This is a genomic window from Allostreptomyces psammosilenae (assembly GCF_013407765.1).
GTDB classification, from domain to species: domain Bacteria; phylum Actinomycetota; class Actinomycetes; order Streptomycetales; family Streptomycetaceae; genus Allostreptomyces; species Allostreptomyces psammosilenae.
Genome location: NZ_JACBZD010000002.1, coordinates 762,981 through 780,286 on the forward strand (window position 1 = coordinate 762,981; position 17,306 = coordinate 780,286).

Genomic DNA, 17,306 nt, shown 5'->3' on the forward strand with positions numbered 1-17,306 from the left:
AGCGAGCCTGGCGATTCGCGGGGGCCTGGGGCGACGGCCCGGCGCTTCGCCGTTCGTCGTACGGCACCCGGCGGATACGGAACGGGTCATACGTTCAGCCTAGCCGCGCGCGCGTCGGCCGGGCGGCCGGTGAGCATCACCCGTTCGGCTGAGATCGGCCTCGTCCGGATACCTCTCCGCTCCGCCGGATACGCCTCGTCCGGGTACGCCTCGTCCGGGTACGCCTCGCCCGGGTACGCCTCGTCCGGTGGCCGCCCGACGAGGGGGGCGACGGCGGCCACCGGACGAGAGTCTTCCCGCCGCTCAGGCGTTGGGCGGCAGGTCGGTTCCGGCGCCGCGCTGCCGGACGGCGACCAGGTCGAGGCGGGCCGCGCCGGCCGGGACGGTCACCCCGCCGGTCGGCGCCGCGCCCGGACCGCCGGCGGCGCCGCAGGGGCGGCCGGCGGGGGTGGCGGCCGTGGTGGCGGCGTCGGCGGAGGGGCCGGGGACGGCGCGGGGGGTGCGGTCGGGCACCCCGGCGCGGTGCTCCGGCAGGGTCGTCCGGTCGGCGCCCTCCACGGTGAACCCGGCGTCGGCGATCATCTCCAGGTCGGCGCGGGCCTGCTGGCCCTCGCTGGTGAGGTAGTCGCCGAGGAAGATCGAGTTGGCCAGGTGCAGGGCCAGCGGCTGGAGGGTGCGCAGGTGGATCTCCCGCCCGCCGGCCAGGCGGACCTCGACGTCCGGGCAGACGAAGCGGGTCATGGCCAGGATGCGCAGGCAGCGCTGCGGGGTGAGCTCCCAGCGGCCGGCCATCGGGGTGCCCTCGAAGGGGATGAGGAAGTTCACCGGGACGGAGTCCGGGTCCAGGGTGCGCAGCGCGAAGACGGCGTCCACCAGGTCGGCGTCGCTCTCGCCCATGCCCGCGATCAGCCCGGAGCAGGGGGACAGGCCGGCGGAGCGGGCCTGGTTGACCGTCTCCACCCGGTCCTCGAAGCCGTGGGTGGTGCAGATGTCGGCGTAGCGGTCCGGGGCGGTGTTGAGGTTGTGGTTGTAGGCGTCGGCGCCGGCCTCCCGCAGCCGTTCGGCCTGGCCGGCGGAGAGCAGGCCGAGGCAGGCGCACACCTCCACCTCGGGTTCGTCCCGCTTGATCGCCGCGATGGTGTCGGCGACGCGCTCGACGTCGCGGTCGGTCGGCCCGCGTCCGCTGGCGACCAGGCAGACCCGCTTGGCGCCGCCGGCCACTCCGGCGGCGGCCTGCTCGGCGGCCTGCTCGGGGCGCAGCCAGGTGTACTTGAGGACGCCGGCCTCGGAGCCGAGGCGCTGCGAGCAGTAGCCGCAGTCCTCGGGGCAGAGCCCGCTCTTGAGGTTGACCAGGTAGTTGAGCTTGACCCGGTCGCCGAACCAGTGGCGGCGGACCCGGCCGGCGGCGGCGACCACGTCGAGGAGGTCGGCGTCGGAGCTGGCGAGCACGGCGAGGGCCTCGTCGCGGGTGGGGGTCTCGGCGCGCAGGCCCTTGGCCACCAGGGAGGCGAGCAGACCGCTCAGTCCGGCGGCGTCGGCGGCCGTGCCGTCGGCGGCGGCGGGGCCGTCGTCGGTGGCGTCGGGGCGGGCGAGGTCGGAAGCGGTGTCGGCCATGGCTCGATCATGCTGGTGGGCGGGTGCCGGGCCATATGGAGGAACCGGACAGGAACCGTCCGACGGCGCGGTGGGGGTCGGCAAAATACCGTTTCAGCGGATCGGCGCCCGGCGGGGTGTGTTCCGTGGGCACAGCCCATCCCGCATGGTGAGACGGCAGCTCGGTCTCACTGGGGGCGTAACGGGAGGAATCGGACGTTTCCGTCCCGAGAAGTGGACCCGGCATCGGGGAATGCCCGGGTGCGTGGCAGGGTTGAGCACGAAGACCCGTTCCATCGACCACCGGAGTTCCCGTGTCGCTGCCACCCCTGGTCGAGCCGGCTGCCGAGCTCACCGTCGATGAGGTACGCCGATACTCCCGCCACCTGATCATCCCGGACGTCGGGATGGACGGCCAGAAGCGGCTGAAGAACGCCAAGGTGCTGGCCGTCGGCGCCGGTGGCCTCGGTTCGCCCGCGCTGCTCTACCTGGCCGCCGCCGGAGTCGGCACCCTCGGCATCGTCGAGTTCGACGAGGTCGACGAGTCGAACCTGCAGCGCCAGATCATCCACGGCCAGTCCGACATCGGCCGGCCGAAGGCGGAGAGCGCGCGCGACTCGATCCTGGAGGCGAACCCGTACGTCAACGTGGTGCTCCACACCGAGCGCCTGGACTCCTCCAACGTGATGGAGATCTTCAGCCAGTACGACCTGATCGTCGACGGCACGGACAACTTCGCCACCCGCTACCTCGTCAACGACGCCTGCGTGCTGCTGGGCAAGCCCTACGTCTGGGGCTCGATCTACCGCTTCGACGGCCAGGCCAGCGTGTTCTGGTCCGAGTACGGCCCCTGCTACCGCTGCCTCTACCCGGAGCCCCCGCCGCCCGGCATGGTGCCCTCCTGCGCCGAGGGCGGCGTGCTCGGCGTGCTGTGCGCCTCCATCGGCTCCATCCAGGTGACCGAGGCCATCAAGCTGCTGGCCGGCGTCGGGGAGCCGCTGGTCGGCCGGCTGATGATCTACGACGCCCTGGAGATGACCTACCGCCAGGTCAAGGTCCGCAAGGACCCGGAGTGCGCGGTCTGCGGCAAGAACCCGACGGTCACCGAGCTGATCGACTACGAGGCGTTCTGCGGCGTCGTCTCCGAGGAGGCCGAGGCGGCCGCGGCGGACTCGACCATCACCCCGAAGCAGCTCAAGCAGTGGATCGACGAGGGCCGCGACATCTTCGTGGTCGACGTGCGCGAGCCCAACGAGTACGAGATCGTCTCGATCCCGGGCGCCACGCTGATCCCGAAGAACGAGTTCCTGATGGGCGACGCGCTGAGCCGGCTGCCGCAGGACAAGCAGGTCGTCCTGCACTGCAAGACGGGCGTCCGCTCCGCGGAGGTGCTGGCCCAGGTCAAGGCCGCGGGCTTCGCCAACGCGGTGCATGTCGGCGGCGGCGTCGTCGGCTGGGTCAACCAGATCGAGCCGCACAAGCCGGTCTACTGACCGCCGCTCACACCATCCGGCGACGCCCACCGGGCCCCCGAGCGGGGGCGCGGTGGGCGTCGCCGCGTCGTCCCCGACCGCGCCCTCTCCCGCGTGGTGCCGGCGTCGTCCTTCCTGCGGGGCGCCGCCCCCCGGCGTTGCCCCGGCAACTCACCGGCGCACGGCCGCCACCGCCTGCTCGGCCGCCCGCCGACCGGACAGCACCGCTCCGTGCACCGTCTGGTGGCAGGTGGTGTGGGTGGCCTCGCCGGCGAAGAACAGCCGGCCGCCCACCGGGCGGGCCAGGGCTTCCCGGTCCGCCGGGCCGGCCCCGGCGGGCGTGTAGGAGTACGAGCCGAACGCGTACGGGTCCGTCTCCCAGCGGCTGTTCTGGATCCCGATGGGCTCCGGCACCCGCGGGCCGAAGCACTTGCGCAGCACCGCCGTCGCCGCGGCGGCGATCTCGCGGTCGGTGTGCCGCTCGATCTCCCGGCCGGCCATGCCGCCGTTGAGGCCGAGCAGCACCGGCTCGCCGAGCACGGAGGAGAAGCTGTACCAGTCCGACCACACGTGGTCGGCGGTGCCGAGGTACCCGTGGTTCAGCACCCCCTCGTCCCAGAACGCCCGGGGGAACCGCAGCCAGGTCTTGGAGAGCGTGCCCATCTCCAGGCGCTCGATCGCGTCGAGCTTCTCCCGCGGCAGCCGGGGCGTGAACAGGACGCCGCCGCGCTTGAGCACACCGAGCGGCAGGGTGACGATCACGTCGTCGCCCTCGATGGAGCCGCGCGAGGTGTGCACGGTGACGCCGTCGCCGCGCCCGTACTCGATCTCCTCCACCACGTGGCCCAGCCGGGGCTCCAGGTCGGCCGCCATGGCCTGGAAGACCGCGCCGAAGCCGTCCGGGAACACCTCCTGGAGGCCGAGGTAGACGGCGTCGCTGTACCAGCGGTAGGAGACGTTCTCCGGGGCCTCGCCGTACTCGTTCTGGAAGGACTGCCACAGCCGGAAGCGCACCCCGCGCAGCAGGGTGTCGTCGGCGGAGCAGGCGGTGCGCGCCACCGCGCGGTCGAGGGCGGCGGCGGGGGAGTCGTCGTGTCCGGCGTCCGGCAGTTCGCGGTCGACGTCGGCGAAGACCTGGTCGACGCACTCCTCGACGCGCTCGCGCTCGTGCGGCGAGAGCGGGCTGCCGTCCGGGGCGTAGAGCAGCATCGAGTCCAGGTCGGTCTCGACGCTGGCGATGCCGTACTCGTCGCGCAGGTCGGACACCGGGTTGCCGCGGCAGCCGTGGATCCAGGAGGCGCCCATGTCGATCGGCACGCCGGCCCACGCCGTGCTGGTCCACACCCGCCCGCCGACCCGGTCCCGGGCCTCGACCAGCACCACGTCCCGCCCCATGGCGCGCAGTGCGCGGGCGGCGGCCAGACCGGCGGCGCCGGCGCCGACCACGATGGTCCGGCCGGGGCGCGGGGTGCCGCCGTAGCGGTGGGGATGCAGCGGGCCGCGCCGGCCCCGGCGGCGGCCCATCATGGACCGGCGGCGGGAGGGGGCGAGTCGGCGGCGCAGCGCGGCGGAGGTCGCCGGTTCCATGGGCTGGTTCCTTCCTCTTCGGCGGTCCCCGTCTCACCAGCCATGCTGGGCCAGGGCGGCCCACCCGGCGACCCGGGAGCCACCGTTCCGGGCGCGCCGCGGGGCGCGTTGGGCCCAGCCCTTTGTCATGTCCCACCCCAGAGTTGTCCACAGGCCGGAAGCGGGGGGCTGCGGTGCGTGATCAACTCATGAAATCCTTGAAACAAGGGGGTCCCCCTTCGGGGCCCCTACGGGGCGTTGTGTTTCGAACGCAGAGAGTAAGGAGTGCTGCCGCTGTGCCTGCGGCTGGAGCGCTGTCGCTGTGCCGACGGCTCCAGCGTTGTAGCTGCACCTCCGGCCACAGCGCTGCCGCTGTGCCTCCGGCTACAGCGCTTCCTTGCGCTGCAGGACGCTGAAGGCCACCCAGCCGGGGAGCACCGGGAGCCACAGGGTCAGCAGGCGGTACAGCAGCGTCGCGGAGACCGCCACCTCCACCGGCAGTCCGACGGCCGTCAGGCCGCCCGAGAGGGTGGCCTCCACGGCGCCCAGGCCGCCGGGGGTGGGCGCCGCCGAGCCGATCGCGTTGCCGGCCAGGAAGACCAGCGCCACCGCGGCGAAGCTCAGCTCCCCGCCGAACGCGCGCACCGAGGCGTACAGGCAGCCCACGAAGCACAGGGTCAGCAGCAGCGTGCCGGCGGCGCCGGTGAGGATCTTCGACGGGCGCTGGAACAGGTCGAGCAGCCGCGGCACCACGCCCTGGAAGATCGAGCGCGCCTGCGTGACGATGAACCGCCGGGCCGGCGGGATCGCCGCCACCAGCAGGGCGAGCACGGCCGCCGCCAGGATGCCGGCGATCACCGTGCTGGAGGGCGAGAGCGCCGACGGGGTCCGCTCGGTGCCGGTCAGGTAGCCGAAGACGGCCAGCAGCGCGATGGTGAACACCATCCCGAACAGCTGTGAGGCGCCGACGCTGGAGACCGCCTGGCCGGGCGGGATGCCGGACCGCTGGAGGAAGCGGGTGTTGATCGCCACGCCGCCGACCGCCGCCGGCGCCACCAGCTTCACGAAGGAGCCGGCGAGCTGCACCAGGAACGTCCGCCAGAAGGAGATGCGCTCCGGCACGAAGCCCAGGATCACCATCGCCGCCGCGACGTAGCTGAGCGCCGACGCCAGCACCGCCAGGGCCGCCCAGCGCCAGTCCGCGTCCCGGATGGAGCGCAGGTCGACGTGGGCCAGCTGGGAGCCCAGCAGGTAGGCCGCGATCGCCCCGGCGAGGATGGTGACCAGCGTGCGCGGCCGGATGCGCTGCAGGCGCACCGGCTCCACCGGTGCCTGCGGCTGCACCAGCAGGATCTGCTCGCGGATCCGGGAGAGCAGCTCCTCCTGCCCCTCCGGCCGCTCCTTGTTCACCGCCCGCAGCCGCCCGCGCACCTCCCGGTCGAGCGCCACCGGCTGCAGCAGCGGCAGCGCGGCGGCCACCGCGTCCACCCCGAGGACGTCGGCGGCGCCGGCCACCGCGCGCTCCGGACCGACCCGCAGCGCCAGCACGGTCAGCAGCTGCGCCAGGTCCATGCGCAGCGACAGGTCGCCGGCCGCCACCTCCCCGGCGCCCAGGTCCACCATGTGCACCCGGCCGTCCGGCTCGACCACCAGGGCGTCCTCGGAGAGCCGGCGGTGCACGATGCGGTGCTGGTGCAGCCGCCGCACCTGCTCCCACGCGGAGCGCAGCACCCGGTCGGTGATCTCCTCGTCGGGCACGGCCGACATCGGCCGTCCGCGCAGGTGCTCGTGCACCAGGATCGCGGCGTCCGGGCCGAGCTCGGCGGCCAGCACCAGGCGCGGGGTGCGCGCCCCCGCCTCGCGGGCGGCGTACCAGGCCAGCGCCTCCTGCTCCAGGGTCTGCCGCAGCGACTGCAGGCTGTGCCGGGGCGGGGTGAAGGCCCCGCGCAGCTGGAGCCGGCGCCACAGCCGGTAGAAGAAGCCGGAGGTGCGCTGCTCCCGGTCGAGCACGGTGACGTCGAGCGCGGTGCCGTCCGCGAGCTCCACCTGGTAGAGCCGGTCGGTGTCCTCCGCGCCGCCCGCGCGGCGGCAGCTGACCGGCTCCAGGCCGCTGCGCCGCAGGCCGGCCAGGAGCATCGCCCCGGTCGGCCGCACGTTGGGCACGCCGAGGGCGTACATGGTGCCGTGCGCCACGGTCCAGCCGATCAGCACGGTGACGATGACCGACATGGGGGTGGTGTAGCCGCCGAGCAGCACGGCGAGCCCGTCCAGGCCGACGACCAGCCACAGCACGATCTGCCAGCGCGGGCGGCGGGCCAGGCCGACCGCGCACATGTAGGCGACGACCGGCGCCAGGTAGCCGTGCACGGCGTCGGTCAGTCCCTCGCCGCCGGGGGAGCGCTGGGTGAGCGCGGCCACCAGCGACGCGGGCGCCCACTGGTCCACCCACAGGTCGATGGCGAGCGCCACGCCGTGCGCCAGCACGGCCGCCAGCACGCCGTCGGCGACGCGCAGCCCGTCCCGTTTGATCAGCCGCTCCACCGCGAAGGCGAGCGGCACGACCAGCACCGCGATGCTGGAGACCACGCCGGCCAGGGCGACGACGAACGGCGGGGTGTTCGCCGTGCCCTCGCCGATGTCGGCGCGCAGGCCGGCGCTGGTGGCCTCGGCGATCGTCGCGATGAACAGCACCAGGGCGATGGTCAGGCAGCCCAGCAGGGCCTTGACCAGGTCACCGGGGCGGTGGAAGCGGGCCGGCAGCAACGGCTCGTCGACCGGCACCTCCACCGCCTTGGTGGGGCCGTCCGGCGCCGCCCGGTAGGGCCGGGCGCGGGAGAGCATGCCGGCGTCGGCGGCGGACTCCTCGTTCGGTCCGGCGCCGTCGCTGGTCGTTCCGTCGTGTTCTCGTATCACCAGTCACCGCCGCCACGATGGTGACACGACCGGCCCGGGCGCGTCCCCGCAACCCCGGTTGTGGGGCGAGGGGGCGGGGCGGAATGGGGGGAGGGTGGGGGAAACCATCAGGGTGTGGGGCGACCGGTGGAGGATGGCCCCGGCCGCCCCGAGCGTGGGCGGCCACGCCGCGGCGGCGGGCGATCCGGCGCGGGGCCGGGCGGACGGCGCGGCGGACGGCGCGGCGGGCCGCGGGGCGGACGCCCGGGGCGGACGGCCGCGCCGGCGGCACGGGAGACCAGGAAAGCGGTGGTGGTGGCGGTGGAGCAGGCGGCTCAGGGCCCGGCGGAGCACCGGATCGACGAGTTCAGCGAGCTGGTCCTGGAGGTCGTCGAGGCGATCCCGCCCGGGCGGGTGCTGGCCTACGGCGACATCGCCGAACTGCTCGGACGGGGCGGGCCCCGGCAGGTCGGCCGGGTGATGAGCCGCTACGGCGGCGGCGTGCCCTGGTGGCGGGTGATCCGAGCGGACGGCAGCCCTCCGCCTGGGCACGAGCGCGAGGCGCTGGCGCGCTACCGGGACGAGGGCACCCCGATGCGCGGCGAGCCGGGGACGGGCGCGGGGCCGGGCGCGGGAGGCCGCCCGGCCGCCCGGGTGGACATGCGGCGGGCCCGCTGGGACTGCGGCCCGCTTCTCAGCCTGACGAGTGATCTCCGTCACGCCGCCCGGGACGGTGACGGCGCCCCGCCCGATGACGCCGACCGGCCGGACCACGGCGACCGGCCCGCCGACGCCGGCCGGCCCGAGCCGGCGCGCCGCCGCACCCGCCGCGGCCGGGGCGGGAGGTGACGGCGTACCGGGGCTGCGGTGGACGGGCACGCAGGCATCCTGTTCCGCTCCGCCGGGGAACATGCCTGCCGGAGGGCTTCTCGGAGCGGAGCGCTCCGGGGACCGCGCTGTCGGTGCCGGTCCATAGACTCCTGCAGGGCCGGCCTCTCCCCGAGGGCGGGCCCGGCGCCACCCCGGCGGACCACCCGTCCCGCCGCCCGATCGACCACCGGCCCGACCGGGCGCCCGGCGGCCCCTCCGGGGAGCCGCCCGAGGAACCGCCCCCGCGCCGCCGCCCACCCCCGACCCCGTACGAAGAGCCCCGCACGTGACCACCACGCAGCCCCCGATGCCGACGGACGCCCCCGCGCAGGGCGCCGCACGGCCGGCGGGCGTGCCCTACCGACTGGTGCGCACCCCGGCGGCGGCTCCCGCCCCGCCGGTGCTGGACGCCTCCCAGCGGGCGGTCGCCGAGCACACCGGCGGCCCGCTGCTGGTGCTGGCCGGACCCGGTACGGGGAAGACCACCACGCTGGTGGAGGCGGTCGCCCGGCGGGTGGAGCGCGGCGCCGACCCGGAACGGCTGCTGGTGCTCACCTTCAGCCGCCGCGCCGCCGTCGAACTGCGCGACCGGATGACCGCCCGGCTCTCCCACGGCGGCCGCTCCGTCGCCGCCGTCCCCCAGGCCACCACCTTCCACTCCTTCAGCTACGCCCTGGTCCGCGCCCACCAGGACCCGCACCTGTTCAGCCACCCCGCCCGCCTGCTGTCCGGACCGGAACAGGACGTCCTGGTGCGCGAACTGCTCGCCGGCGACGCCGCCGACCTGACCTCCGGGCACCCGGCGGTGCGCTGGCCGGACGAGCTGCGCCAGTGCCTGACCACCCGCGGGTTCGCCGACGAGGTCCGCGCCGTGCTGGCCCGCAGCCGCGAACTGGGCCTCGCCCCCCGGACGCTGGCCGCCTTCGCCACCGCCGCCGGACGCCCCGACTGGTCCGCCGCCGCCGACTTCCTCGCCGAGTACCTGGACGTGCTCGACGCGCAGGGTGTGCTCGACTACGCCGAACTGGTGCACCGCGCCGTGCTGCTCGCCGAGACCCCGGCCGTCTCCGCCCGGCTGCGCCTGGACTACGAGGCGGTGTTCGTCGACGAGTACCAGGACACCGACCCCGCCCAGGTCCGGCTGCTGCGGGCGCTCGCCGGCGACGGCCGCGACCTGGTCGCCATGGGCGACCCGGACCAGTCGATCTACGCCTTCCGCGGCGCCGACGTCAACGGCATCCTCGACTTCCCGACCGCCTTCCCGCAGGCCGACGGCACCCCGGCCCCGGTGCGGGTGCTGCGGGTCTCCCGGCGCTCCGGCGCCCGCCTGCTCGCCGCCACCCGGCGGATCACCGAGTCGATGCCGCTGCCCCGGCTGCCGGCCGCCGCCGTCCGCGCCCACCGCGACCTGCGCGCCGAACACGACGGCGGGCGGGTGCGGGTGTTCACCTACCCCACGCCCGGCGCCGAACTCGACAACATCGCCGACCTGCTGCGCCGCGCCCACCTGGAGGACGGCATCCCCTGGCGGGAGATGGCCGTGCTGGTGCGTGCCGGAGCCCGATCCATCCCGGTGGTGCGCCGGGCGCTCACCTCGGCCGGCGTGCCCCTGGAGGTGGACGGCGACGACCTGCCGCTGCGCGAGGAGCCCGCCGTCGCCCCGCTGCTGCTCGCCCTGCGCTGCTGCGCGCAGGCCGCGGCCCGGGCGCACGCCCGGCTGCGCCGACCCGCCCCGGGCTTCGACGCCGGACCGGACGCGTCCGGTGAGGGTCCCGGCGCCGCCTCCGGTGAGGGACCGGACGGGCCGGACGGAGCGGACGGCGAGGCGCCGGCCGCCCCGCCCGGTGAGGCGCCGGCGGACGCCGCGCCCGTCGCGCCGACGGACGCCGCGCCGGACGAGGACCCGCTGACCGCCGAGCACGCCCGCACCCTGCTCGGCTCGCCGCTCGGCGGCCTGGACGCCTCCGACCTGCGCGCCCTCGGCCGGGCCCTGCGCGAGGAGGAACGCGCCGCGCTGGCCGCCGAGGGGATCGGCCGGGCGCCGCGGCCGGCCGACGAGCTGATCCGCGAGGCCCTGCTGGAGCCCGAACGGCTGGTCGCCATGGACCCCGCCTACGCCCGCCGCGCCCGCGAGCTCGGCCTGCTGCTGCGCAAGGTGCGCGGCCTGCTGGCCGGCGGGGGATCCGCCGAGCAGGCGCTGTGGGAGCTGTGGTCCGGCACCTCCTGGCCGGCCCGCCTGGAGGCCGCCTCGCTGCGCGGCGGCCCCGCCGGCCGCAACGCCGACCGCGACCTGGACGCCGTCTGCGCCCTCTTCGAGACCGCCGCCCGGGCCGAGGAGCGTTCCGGCCACCGCGGCGCGCTGAACTTCCTCGCCGAACTCCAGGCCCAGGACATCGCCGCCGACACGCTCAGCGGCCGGGCCGTCCAGCCGGACGCCGTGCGCCTGCTGACCGCGCACCGCTCCAAGGGCCTGCAGTGGCGGCTGGTCGTGGTGGCCGGGGTGCAGGAGGGGCTCTGGCCGGACCTGCGCCGCCGCGGCTCGCTGCTGGAGGCCGACCGGATCGGCCGGGACGGCCTGGCCGAGCCGCTCACCCCGGGCGCGCTGCTGGCCGAGGAGCGCCGGCTGTTCTACGTCGCCGCCACCCGGGCGAGGGAACGGTTGGTGGTCACCGCCGTCAAGGCCCCCGCCGAGGACGGCGACCAGCCCTCCCGGTTCCTGGAGGAACTCGGCGTGGACCCGGTCGACGTGGGTCACCGGCCGCGCCGGCCGCTGGCCGTGCACGCCCTCGTCGCCGAACTGCGCGCCACCACCATCGACCCGGAGGCCTCCCCGGCGCTGCGCGCCGCCGCCGCCGACCGGCTCGCCCGGCTGGCGGCGCTGCGCGACGGCACCGGACAGGTCCTGGTGCCCTCCGCCCACCCCTCCCGCTGGTGGGGGCTGCTGGAGCCGACCCGGGCGCCCGCCCGGCTGCGGGAGCCGGACCGCCCGCTGGCGCTGACCGGCAGCGCCCTGGAGCAGCTCGACGACTGCGCGCTGCAGTGGTTCCTCTCCCGCGAGGTGCACGCCGACCCACCGGCCACCGCCGCCCAGGGCTTCGGCAACGTGGTGCACGTGCTGGCCGACGAGGTCGGCTCCGGCCGCACCCCGCCCGACCTGGACGTCCTGATGGACCGGCTGGACGGGGTGTGGGACGCCCTCGCCTTCGACGCCCCGTGGAAGTCGGAGCAGGAGAAGGGGGAGGCCCGCGCCGCGCTGGAGCGCTTCCTGCGCTGGCACGTCGCCGAGCGCGGCCGGCTGGTCGCCGACACCGAACGCTCCTTCACCACCCGGCTGCGGGTGGGCGAGGTGGAGATCGTGCTGCGCGGCACCATGGACCGGGTGGAGCTGGACGCCGCCGGCCTGGCCTACGTGGTGGACTTCAAGACCGGCAAGACCAAACCGACGGCGGCCGAGGCCGCGCGCAGCGCGCAGCTGGCCGTCTACCAGCTGGCCGTCCGGCACGGCGCGCTGGACGGCATCGGCGGGGAGCGCGGCGAGGCCGAGGCGGCCGGGGTGGGCGGCGCCGAACTGGTGTTCCTGCGGCACGGCGGCGGGCGGGGCGGGGACCGCTCGGGCCCGCTGGTGTTCCGGCAGGACGCGCTGCCGGAGCCGGCGGGCGCCGAGTCCGGCGCCGCGGCCGACGGTCGGACCTGGGTGGAGGAGCTGCTGGCCGGGGCCGCCGCCACCGTGCTCTCCGAGCGGTTCCGGCCGGTCGCCGGGGACCGCTGCCGCACCTGCGCGTTCACCCGGGCCTGCTCGGCGCGGCCGGAGGGGCGTCAGCTCGTGGAGTAGCGAGCCGATCGGCTTTCCTTCCGGTATGTCGGTTTTCGCCGGCTCGGGGCTCCTCCCGGACATGGGAGTTTCGTGTGAGTCCGTGCCACCCGCCCCTTCCTGGGCGAATCGCCGTCACCCGATGGAGTTACTTTCGCTGCGGGGGCGTCGCTCATCGCGCGGGCGTGGCACCCCGATGAACTCGCGGAACGACTACCGGGGGAGAACCTCTTGGCCACCTACCTCTACCGGCTCGGGCGCCTGGCCTACCGGCGCCGATGGGCCGTGCTGATCGCCTGGCTGCTGGCGCTGGCGGTAGCCGTGGGCGCCTCCGTCGCCTTCAGCGCCGAACCAGAGGACAGCTTCTCGCTGCCCGGCACCGAGGCGCAGGAAACCCTCGACACACTCGGCGAGCGGTTCCCGGAGGCCTCCGGCGGCCGCGGACAGGTCGTCTTCCACGCCCCGGACGGGCAGCAGCTCACCACCCCCGAGGCGCGCGAGGCGATCGAGCAGACCACCGCGGCCGTCGGCGCGGTCGACGGCGTCATCGCCGTGGTGGACCCCTTCACCGGGCAGTCCATCTCGCCGCAGGGAGACATCGCCTTCACCCAGGTGAACTTCGCCCTCCCGGCCGCGGACCTCGCGGAGAGCACCCTCGAACGCGTGGAGGAGGCCGCCGAGCCGGCCCGCGCCGCGGGCCTGACCGTCGAGTACGGCGGTGACGCGTTCGCCCCGATCGCCCCGCCGCAGATCGCCGGCCCCGGCGAGATCATCGGCGTCGCGGTCGCCGTGGTCGTGCTGATCCTGGTCTTCCGCTCCGTGCTCGCCGCGGTGCTGCCGCTGTTCACCGCCCTGGTCGGGGTGGGCATCGGCGTGATGACGCTCCAGTCGTTCAGCGGCGTGGTCACCATGGACTCCACCGCCCCGATCCTGGCGCTGATGCTGGGCCTGGCCGTGGGCATCGACTACGCCCTGTTCATCGTCTCCCGCCACCAGCAGCAGGTGCGCGACGGCATGGACCCGGAGGAGTCGGCCGCGCGGGCCAACGGCACCGCCGGCGGCGCCGTGGTGTTCGCCGGCTCCACGGTGGTCATCGCCCTCGCCGCGCTCGCCGTCGTCGACATCCCCTTCCTGACCGTGATGGGCGTGGGCGCCGCCGGCACCGTGGTGGTCGCCGTGCTCATCGCGATCACCCTGCTCCCGGCCATGTTCGGCTTCGTCGGCGGCCGGATCGCCAACACCCCCATCCCCTCCCCGTGGGCCCGCCGCGCCGCCCGGGCCCAGGCCGAGGGCCGCAAGGTCCCCGCCGGCCCGGCCGCCGCCTGGGTGCGCGGCATCGCCCGCATGCCGATCGTGGTGATCCTGGTCGGCGTGGTGGGCCTCGGCGCCGTCGCCCTGCCCGCCACCGACCTGCACCTCGGGCTGCCGAGCAACGCCGACCCGGGCAGCAGCGCCGACCGCGCCTCCGAACTGCTCGACGACGGCTTCGGCCCCGGCTTCAACGCCCCGCTGCTGGTCGCGATCGGCGGCGAGGACCCGGCCACCGTGCAGACCGCCGCCGAGGGCTTCTTCGGCACGGTCTCCGAGCTGCCGAACGTCGTCATGGTGGCGCCGCCGCAGCCCAACGCCTCCGGTGACACGGTCCTGCTCACGGTGATCCCGGGCAGCGGACCGGCCGACGCCGAGACCGAGGACGTGGTGGAGGCCATCCGCGACACCGCCGGCTCCATCGAGGCCGAGACCGGCACCGAGATCGGCGTGACCGGCACCACCGCCATGAACATCGACATCTCCACCCAGCTCGCCGAGGCGCTGCCGATCTACTGCCTCGTCGTGGTCGGCCTGGCCCTGCTCCTGCTGATGCTGGTGTTCCGCTCCATCGCGGTCCCGATCAAGGCCGCCGCCGGCTTCCTGCTCTCCATCGCGGCCTCCATCGGCGCGGTCGTCGCGGTCTACCAGTGGGGCTGGCTGAACGACCTGTTCGCCGTGGACGAGACCGGCCCGATCATCTCCTTCCTGCCGATCCTGCTGGTCGGCGTGCTGTTCGGCCTGGCCATGGACTACGAGGTGTTCCTGGTCTCCCGGATGCGGGAGGACTTCGTGCACGGCGCCGACCCGCGCGAGGCGGTGGCGACCGGCTACCAGCACGGCGCGAAGGTCGTCGGCGCCGCGGCCCTGATCATGATCGCGGTCTTCGGGTCCTTCATCTACTCCCACGAGCACATGATCAAGGCGATCGCCTTCTCGCTGGCCTTCGGCGTGCTGGTGGACGCCCTGCTGGTGCGGATGACGCTGGTGCCCGCGCTGATGACCCTGATGGGCCGGGGCGCCTGGTGGCTGCCGGGCTTCCTGCAGCGGGCGCTGCCCAACGTCGACATCGAGGGCGAGCGGCTGGCGCACCTGCTCGACGCCGACGGACGCGGCCCCGGCCACGGCGACGGCGGTGAGGGCCACGGCGGGGGCGGCTTCGGCCCCGGCGGCGACTCCGGCCCCGACGACCCGGACGCCGGCGGCGCCCACGGCCGCGAGACGGTCGGCTCGGCCGCCCGCTGACCCGGCACACCCGCGGGGCGCCACGGCCCCGCCCGTAGCACGACGCCACGGCCCCGCCCCCCGGTCGTCCCGGGAGGCGGGGCCGTGGCACTCCTTCCACCGCTGTTGGGATGCCTGGTGAAACGGCTAGTGCGATAGCTGGTGGGACGGCCAGGTGCCTGGGCATCGCGGCATGGCCGTCACGTCGCTCCGCGTGCTTCGGCGAGGTGCGCCTCCTCCACCCGCTCCGTCTTCCCCGGCGCCGGCAGGCCGAGCACCGCCACGTCGGTGCGCCGCGCCCGGGGCAGCCGGACCGTCACCGTGGTGCCCTCGCCCGGCCGGCTGTCCACCACCGCCTCGCCGCCGTGCGCCCGCGCCACCGTGTCCACGATCGCCAGGCCCAGCCCCGTCCCCCCGGAGGCCCGGCTGCGCGCCGGATCGGCCCGGTAGAAGCGGTCGAAGATGTGCGGCAGCGCGTCCGGCGGAACGCCCGGCCCGGCGTCCGTCACGGTGAGCACGGCCGTGCCGCCCTCGCCGCGCAGCCGCACCCAGCAGCCGGCCTCCACCGGCGTGTGCTGACGCACGTTCGCCAGCAGGTTCGCCACCAGCCGGCTGAGTGCGTCCGGATCACCGCGCACCTGCACCCCGTCGGCCACCTCCACCTCGAACGGTCGGTCCGGCTGCACCGCCGCGGCGTCCGCCGCGCTCTCCCGCACCAGCACGCCGAGGTCCACCGGCACCCGCTCCGGCAGCTGCTCGGAGTCGTACCGGGCCAGCAGCAGCAACTGCTCCACCAGCCGCGACATCCGCCGGGTCTCGCCGGCGATCCGCTCCACCGCGCGGTCCACCGCCGCGGTGTCCGGCAGCGCCCCGTGCCGGTACAGGTCGGTGTAGCCGCGGATGGACTGCAGCGGGGTGCGCAGCTCGTGCGAGGCGTCCGCGACGAACCGGCGCAGCCGCCGCTCCGAGGCGTCCCGCGCCTGCAGGGCCGCCTGCACGGCCTCCCAGGAGCGGTTCAGCGCCACGCCCAGCTGGCCCACCTCGCTGCCGATGCGGGACAGCTCCACCCGCCGCCCGAGGTCGCCGGAGGCCACCGCCTCCGCCTGCCGGGCCATCGTCTCCAGCGGGCGCAGCTCCCGCCGCACCACCACGACCGTGGCGACGCCGAGCAGCAGCAGCCCGGCCCCGGTGAACGCCACGTTGAGCGGCACCACGGTGCGGGCGGTGCCGCGCAGGCTGTCCGGGTCGGTCACCACCAGGACCTCCGGGCTGGACCGCAGCCGCAGCGCCACCACCCGGTACTGGCGGGTCAGCGCGGAGTCCGCGGAGGTGCGCACCTCGCCGCTGTCGGCCAGCCGCAGCGCCTCGGCGTAGGAGGGCAGCTCGGGGTGGAAGCCGCGCTGGCTGATCAGCTCGGTGCGCCCGCCGTCCGGCTCCAGCAGGGTGGCCACCATCTGCGCGCCGGGGTCGACCACCGGGGGGACGCCGCTGCTGGCCCGGGCGCGGACGTCGGGCTGGCCGTCCAGCAGCTGCCGGATGGACTCGGCGGCGAACCGCATCTCCTGGTCGTGCACCTCCGCCAGCTGGTTGCTGAGCACCCGGGTGGAGAAGAACCCCTGGAACGCCAGCACCACGGCGGTGGTGGAGAGCAGCAGGATCAGCAGCCGGTGCCGCAGCGTCATGTTGCACCACCACGGCATCGGCCGGATCCGTCCGGTCCGCCGGCCGGCCGCCCCGGTGGCCTCGGGCGTCGGGGCCGCCTTGGCGGCGTCGGTGGCGTCGCCGGCCACCTCGGAGGGGTCGGCCCGCGTGGTCATTCGTCCCCCGTTCCCGCGCCGGCGCGCAGCTCGTAGCCCAGGCCGCGCCGGGTGCGGATCAGCTCGCCGCCGGTGGCGGCCCCGCCCAGCTTGCGCCGCAGATAGCTGACGTAGGTGGCGACCACCGTGTCGTCACCGTTGAAGTGGTACGACCAGACGTGCTCCAGCAGCTGCGCGCGGGTGAGCACCCGCTCGGGGTGGAGCATCAGGTAGCGCAGCAGCCGGAACTCGGTCGGGGACAGCTCGACCTCCCGGCCGCCGCGGGTGACCCGCCGGGCGTCGAGGTCCATCTCCAGGTCGGCGTAGCGCAGCACCTCCGGCCCGGTGGGGCCGGGGCGGCCCCGGGTGCGGCGCAGCACGGCCTGCACCCGGGCGGCGACCTCCTCCAGGCCGAACGGCTTGGTGACGTAGTCGTCGCCGCCGGCGCGCAGGCCGGCGACGACGTCGCGCCGCTCGTCCCGCGCGCTGAGGAAGATCACGGCGGTGTCCAGGCCCTCCTGGCGCAGCCGGCGGGCCACCTCCAGCCCGTCGAGGTCGGGCAGCATGATGTCGAGCAGGATGAGGTCCGGCAGGGCGTCCCGGGCGGCGCGCAGCGCCTGGTGGCCGCTGGCGGCGGTCTCCACCCGGTAGCCGATGAAGCGCAGGGCGGTGGTCAGGGTGTCCAGGATGTAGGGCTCGTCGTCCACGACCAGCAGTCGCGCGTCGGCCTCCGGTGCCAGGCGCGGCGCGGAGCCGCCGCCGTCGTCGTCGTTG

The 17,306-nt window shown here is 75.5% G+C and carries 9 protein-coding genes; 4 read left to right on the forward strand and 5 right to left on the reverse strand.

The window, feature by feature from the left end; all coding sequences use genetic code 11:
- Positions 1–303: 303 nt before the first annotated feature.
- Positions 304–1,614 carry a biotin synthase BioB gene (gene bioB, locus FHU37_RS25570; RefSeq protein WP_179817003.1) on the reverse strand — a complete coding sequence of 437 codons (1,311 nt, stop codon included), beginning with the start codon at positions 1,612–1,614 and terminating at the stop codon, positions 304–306.
- A gap of 293 nt (positions 1,615–1,907) precedes the next feature.
- On the opposite strand from bioB, the gene moeZ reads away from it, so the two are divergent.
- Positions 1,908–3,086 carry an adenylyltransferase/sulfurtransferase MoeZ gene (gene moeZ, locus FHU37_RS25575; protein ID WP_179817004.1) on the forward strand — a complete coding sequence of 393 codons (1,179 nt, stop codon included), beginning with the start codon at positions 1,908–1,910 and terminating at the stop codon, positions 3,084–3,086.
- Between the two features lie 150 nt (positions 3,087–3,236).
- On the opposite strand, the gene FHU37_RS25580 is transcribed toward moeZ, so the two are convergent.
- On the reverse strand, positions 3,237–4,652 hold the full coding sequence (locus FHU37_RS25580) for a flavin monoamine oxidase family protein (RefSeq protein WP_281394836.1): 1,416 nt from the start codon (positions 4,650–4,652) through the stop codon (positions 3,237–3,239).
- Between the two features lie 363 nt (positions 4,653–5,015).
- The gene (locus FHU37_RS25585) at positions 5,016–7,544 is read right to left on the reverse strand and encodes a flippase-like domain-containing protein (RefSeq protein ID WP_376774062.1); all 2,529 of its coding nucleotides are present in this window, start codon (positions 7,542–7,544) and stop codon (positions 5,016–5,018) included.
- A gap of 291 nt (positions 7,545–7,835) precedes the next feature.
- Here FHU37_RS25585 and FHU37_RS25590 point away from each other — a divergent pair, with 291 nt between their 5' ends.
- The 3 genes from FHU37_RS25590 (at position 7,836) to FHU37_RS25600 (ending at position 14,757) form a co-directional block, all read left to right on the forward strand.
- Positions 7,836–8,372, forward strand: a complete 537-nt coding sequence (locus tag FHU37_RS25590; RefSeq protein WP_312892897.1) for an MGMT family protein — start codon at positions 7,836–7,838, stop codon at positions 8,370–8,372.
- Between the two features lie 328 nt (positions 8,373–8,700).
- Positions 8,701–12,225, forward strand: a complete 3,525-nt coding sequence (locus FHU37_RS25595) for an ATP-dependent helicase (RefSeq protein WP_179817393.1) — start codon at positions 8,701–8,703, stop codon at positions 12,223–12,225.
- Between the two features lie 210 nt (positions 12,226–12,435).
- A complete protein-coding gene (locus FHU37_RS25600) occupies positions 12,436–14,757 on the forward strand; it encodes an MMPL family transporter (protein WP_179817005.1) in 2,322 nt (773 codons plus the stop codon).
- A 179-nt stretch (positions 14,758–14,936) separates the two neighbouring features.
- On the opposite strand, the gene FHU37_RS25605 is transcribed toward FHU37_RS25600, so the two are convergent.
- Both FHU37_RS25605 and FHU37_RS25610 read right to left on the reverse strand, forming a co-directional pair.
- Positions 14,937–16,553: a sensor histidine kinase gene (locus FHU37_RS25605; RefSeq protein ID WP_179817006.1), complete on the reverse strand. Its 1,617-nt coding sequence runs from the start codon at positions 16,551–16,553 to the stop codon at positions 14,937–14,939.
- Positions 16,550–17,272, reverse strand: a complete 723-nt coding sequence (locus FHU37_RS25610; protein ID WP_179817394.1) for a response regulator transcription factor — start codon at positions 17,270–17,272, stop codon at positions 16,550–16,552. The genes FHU37_RS25605 and FHU37_RS25610 overlap by 4 nt, the downstream gene beginning before the upstream one ends.
- Positions 17,273–17,306 lie beyond the last annotated feature (34 nt).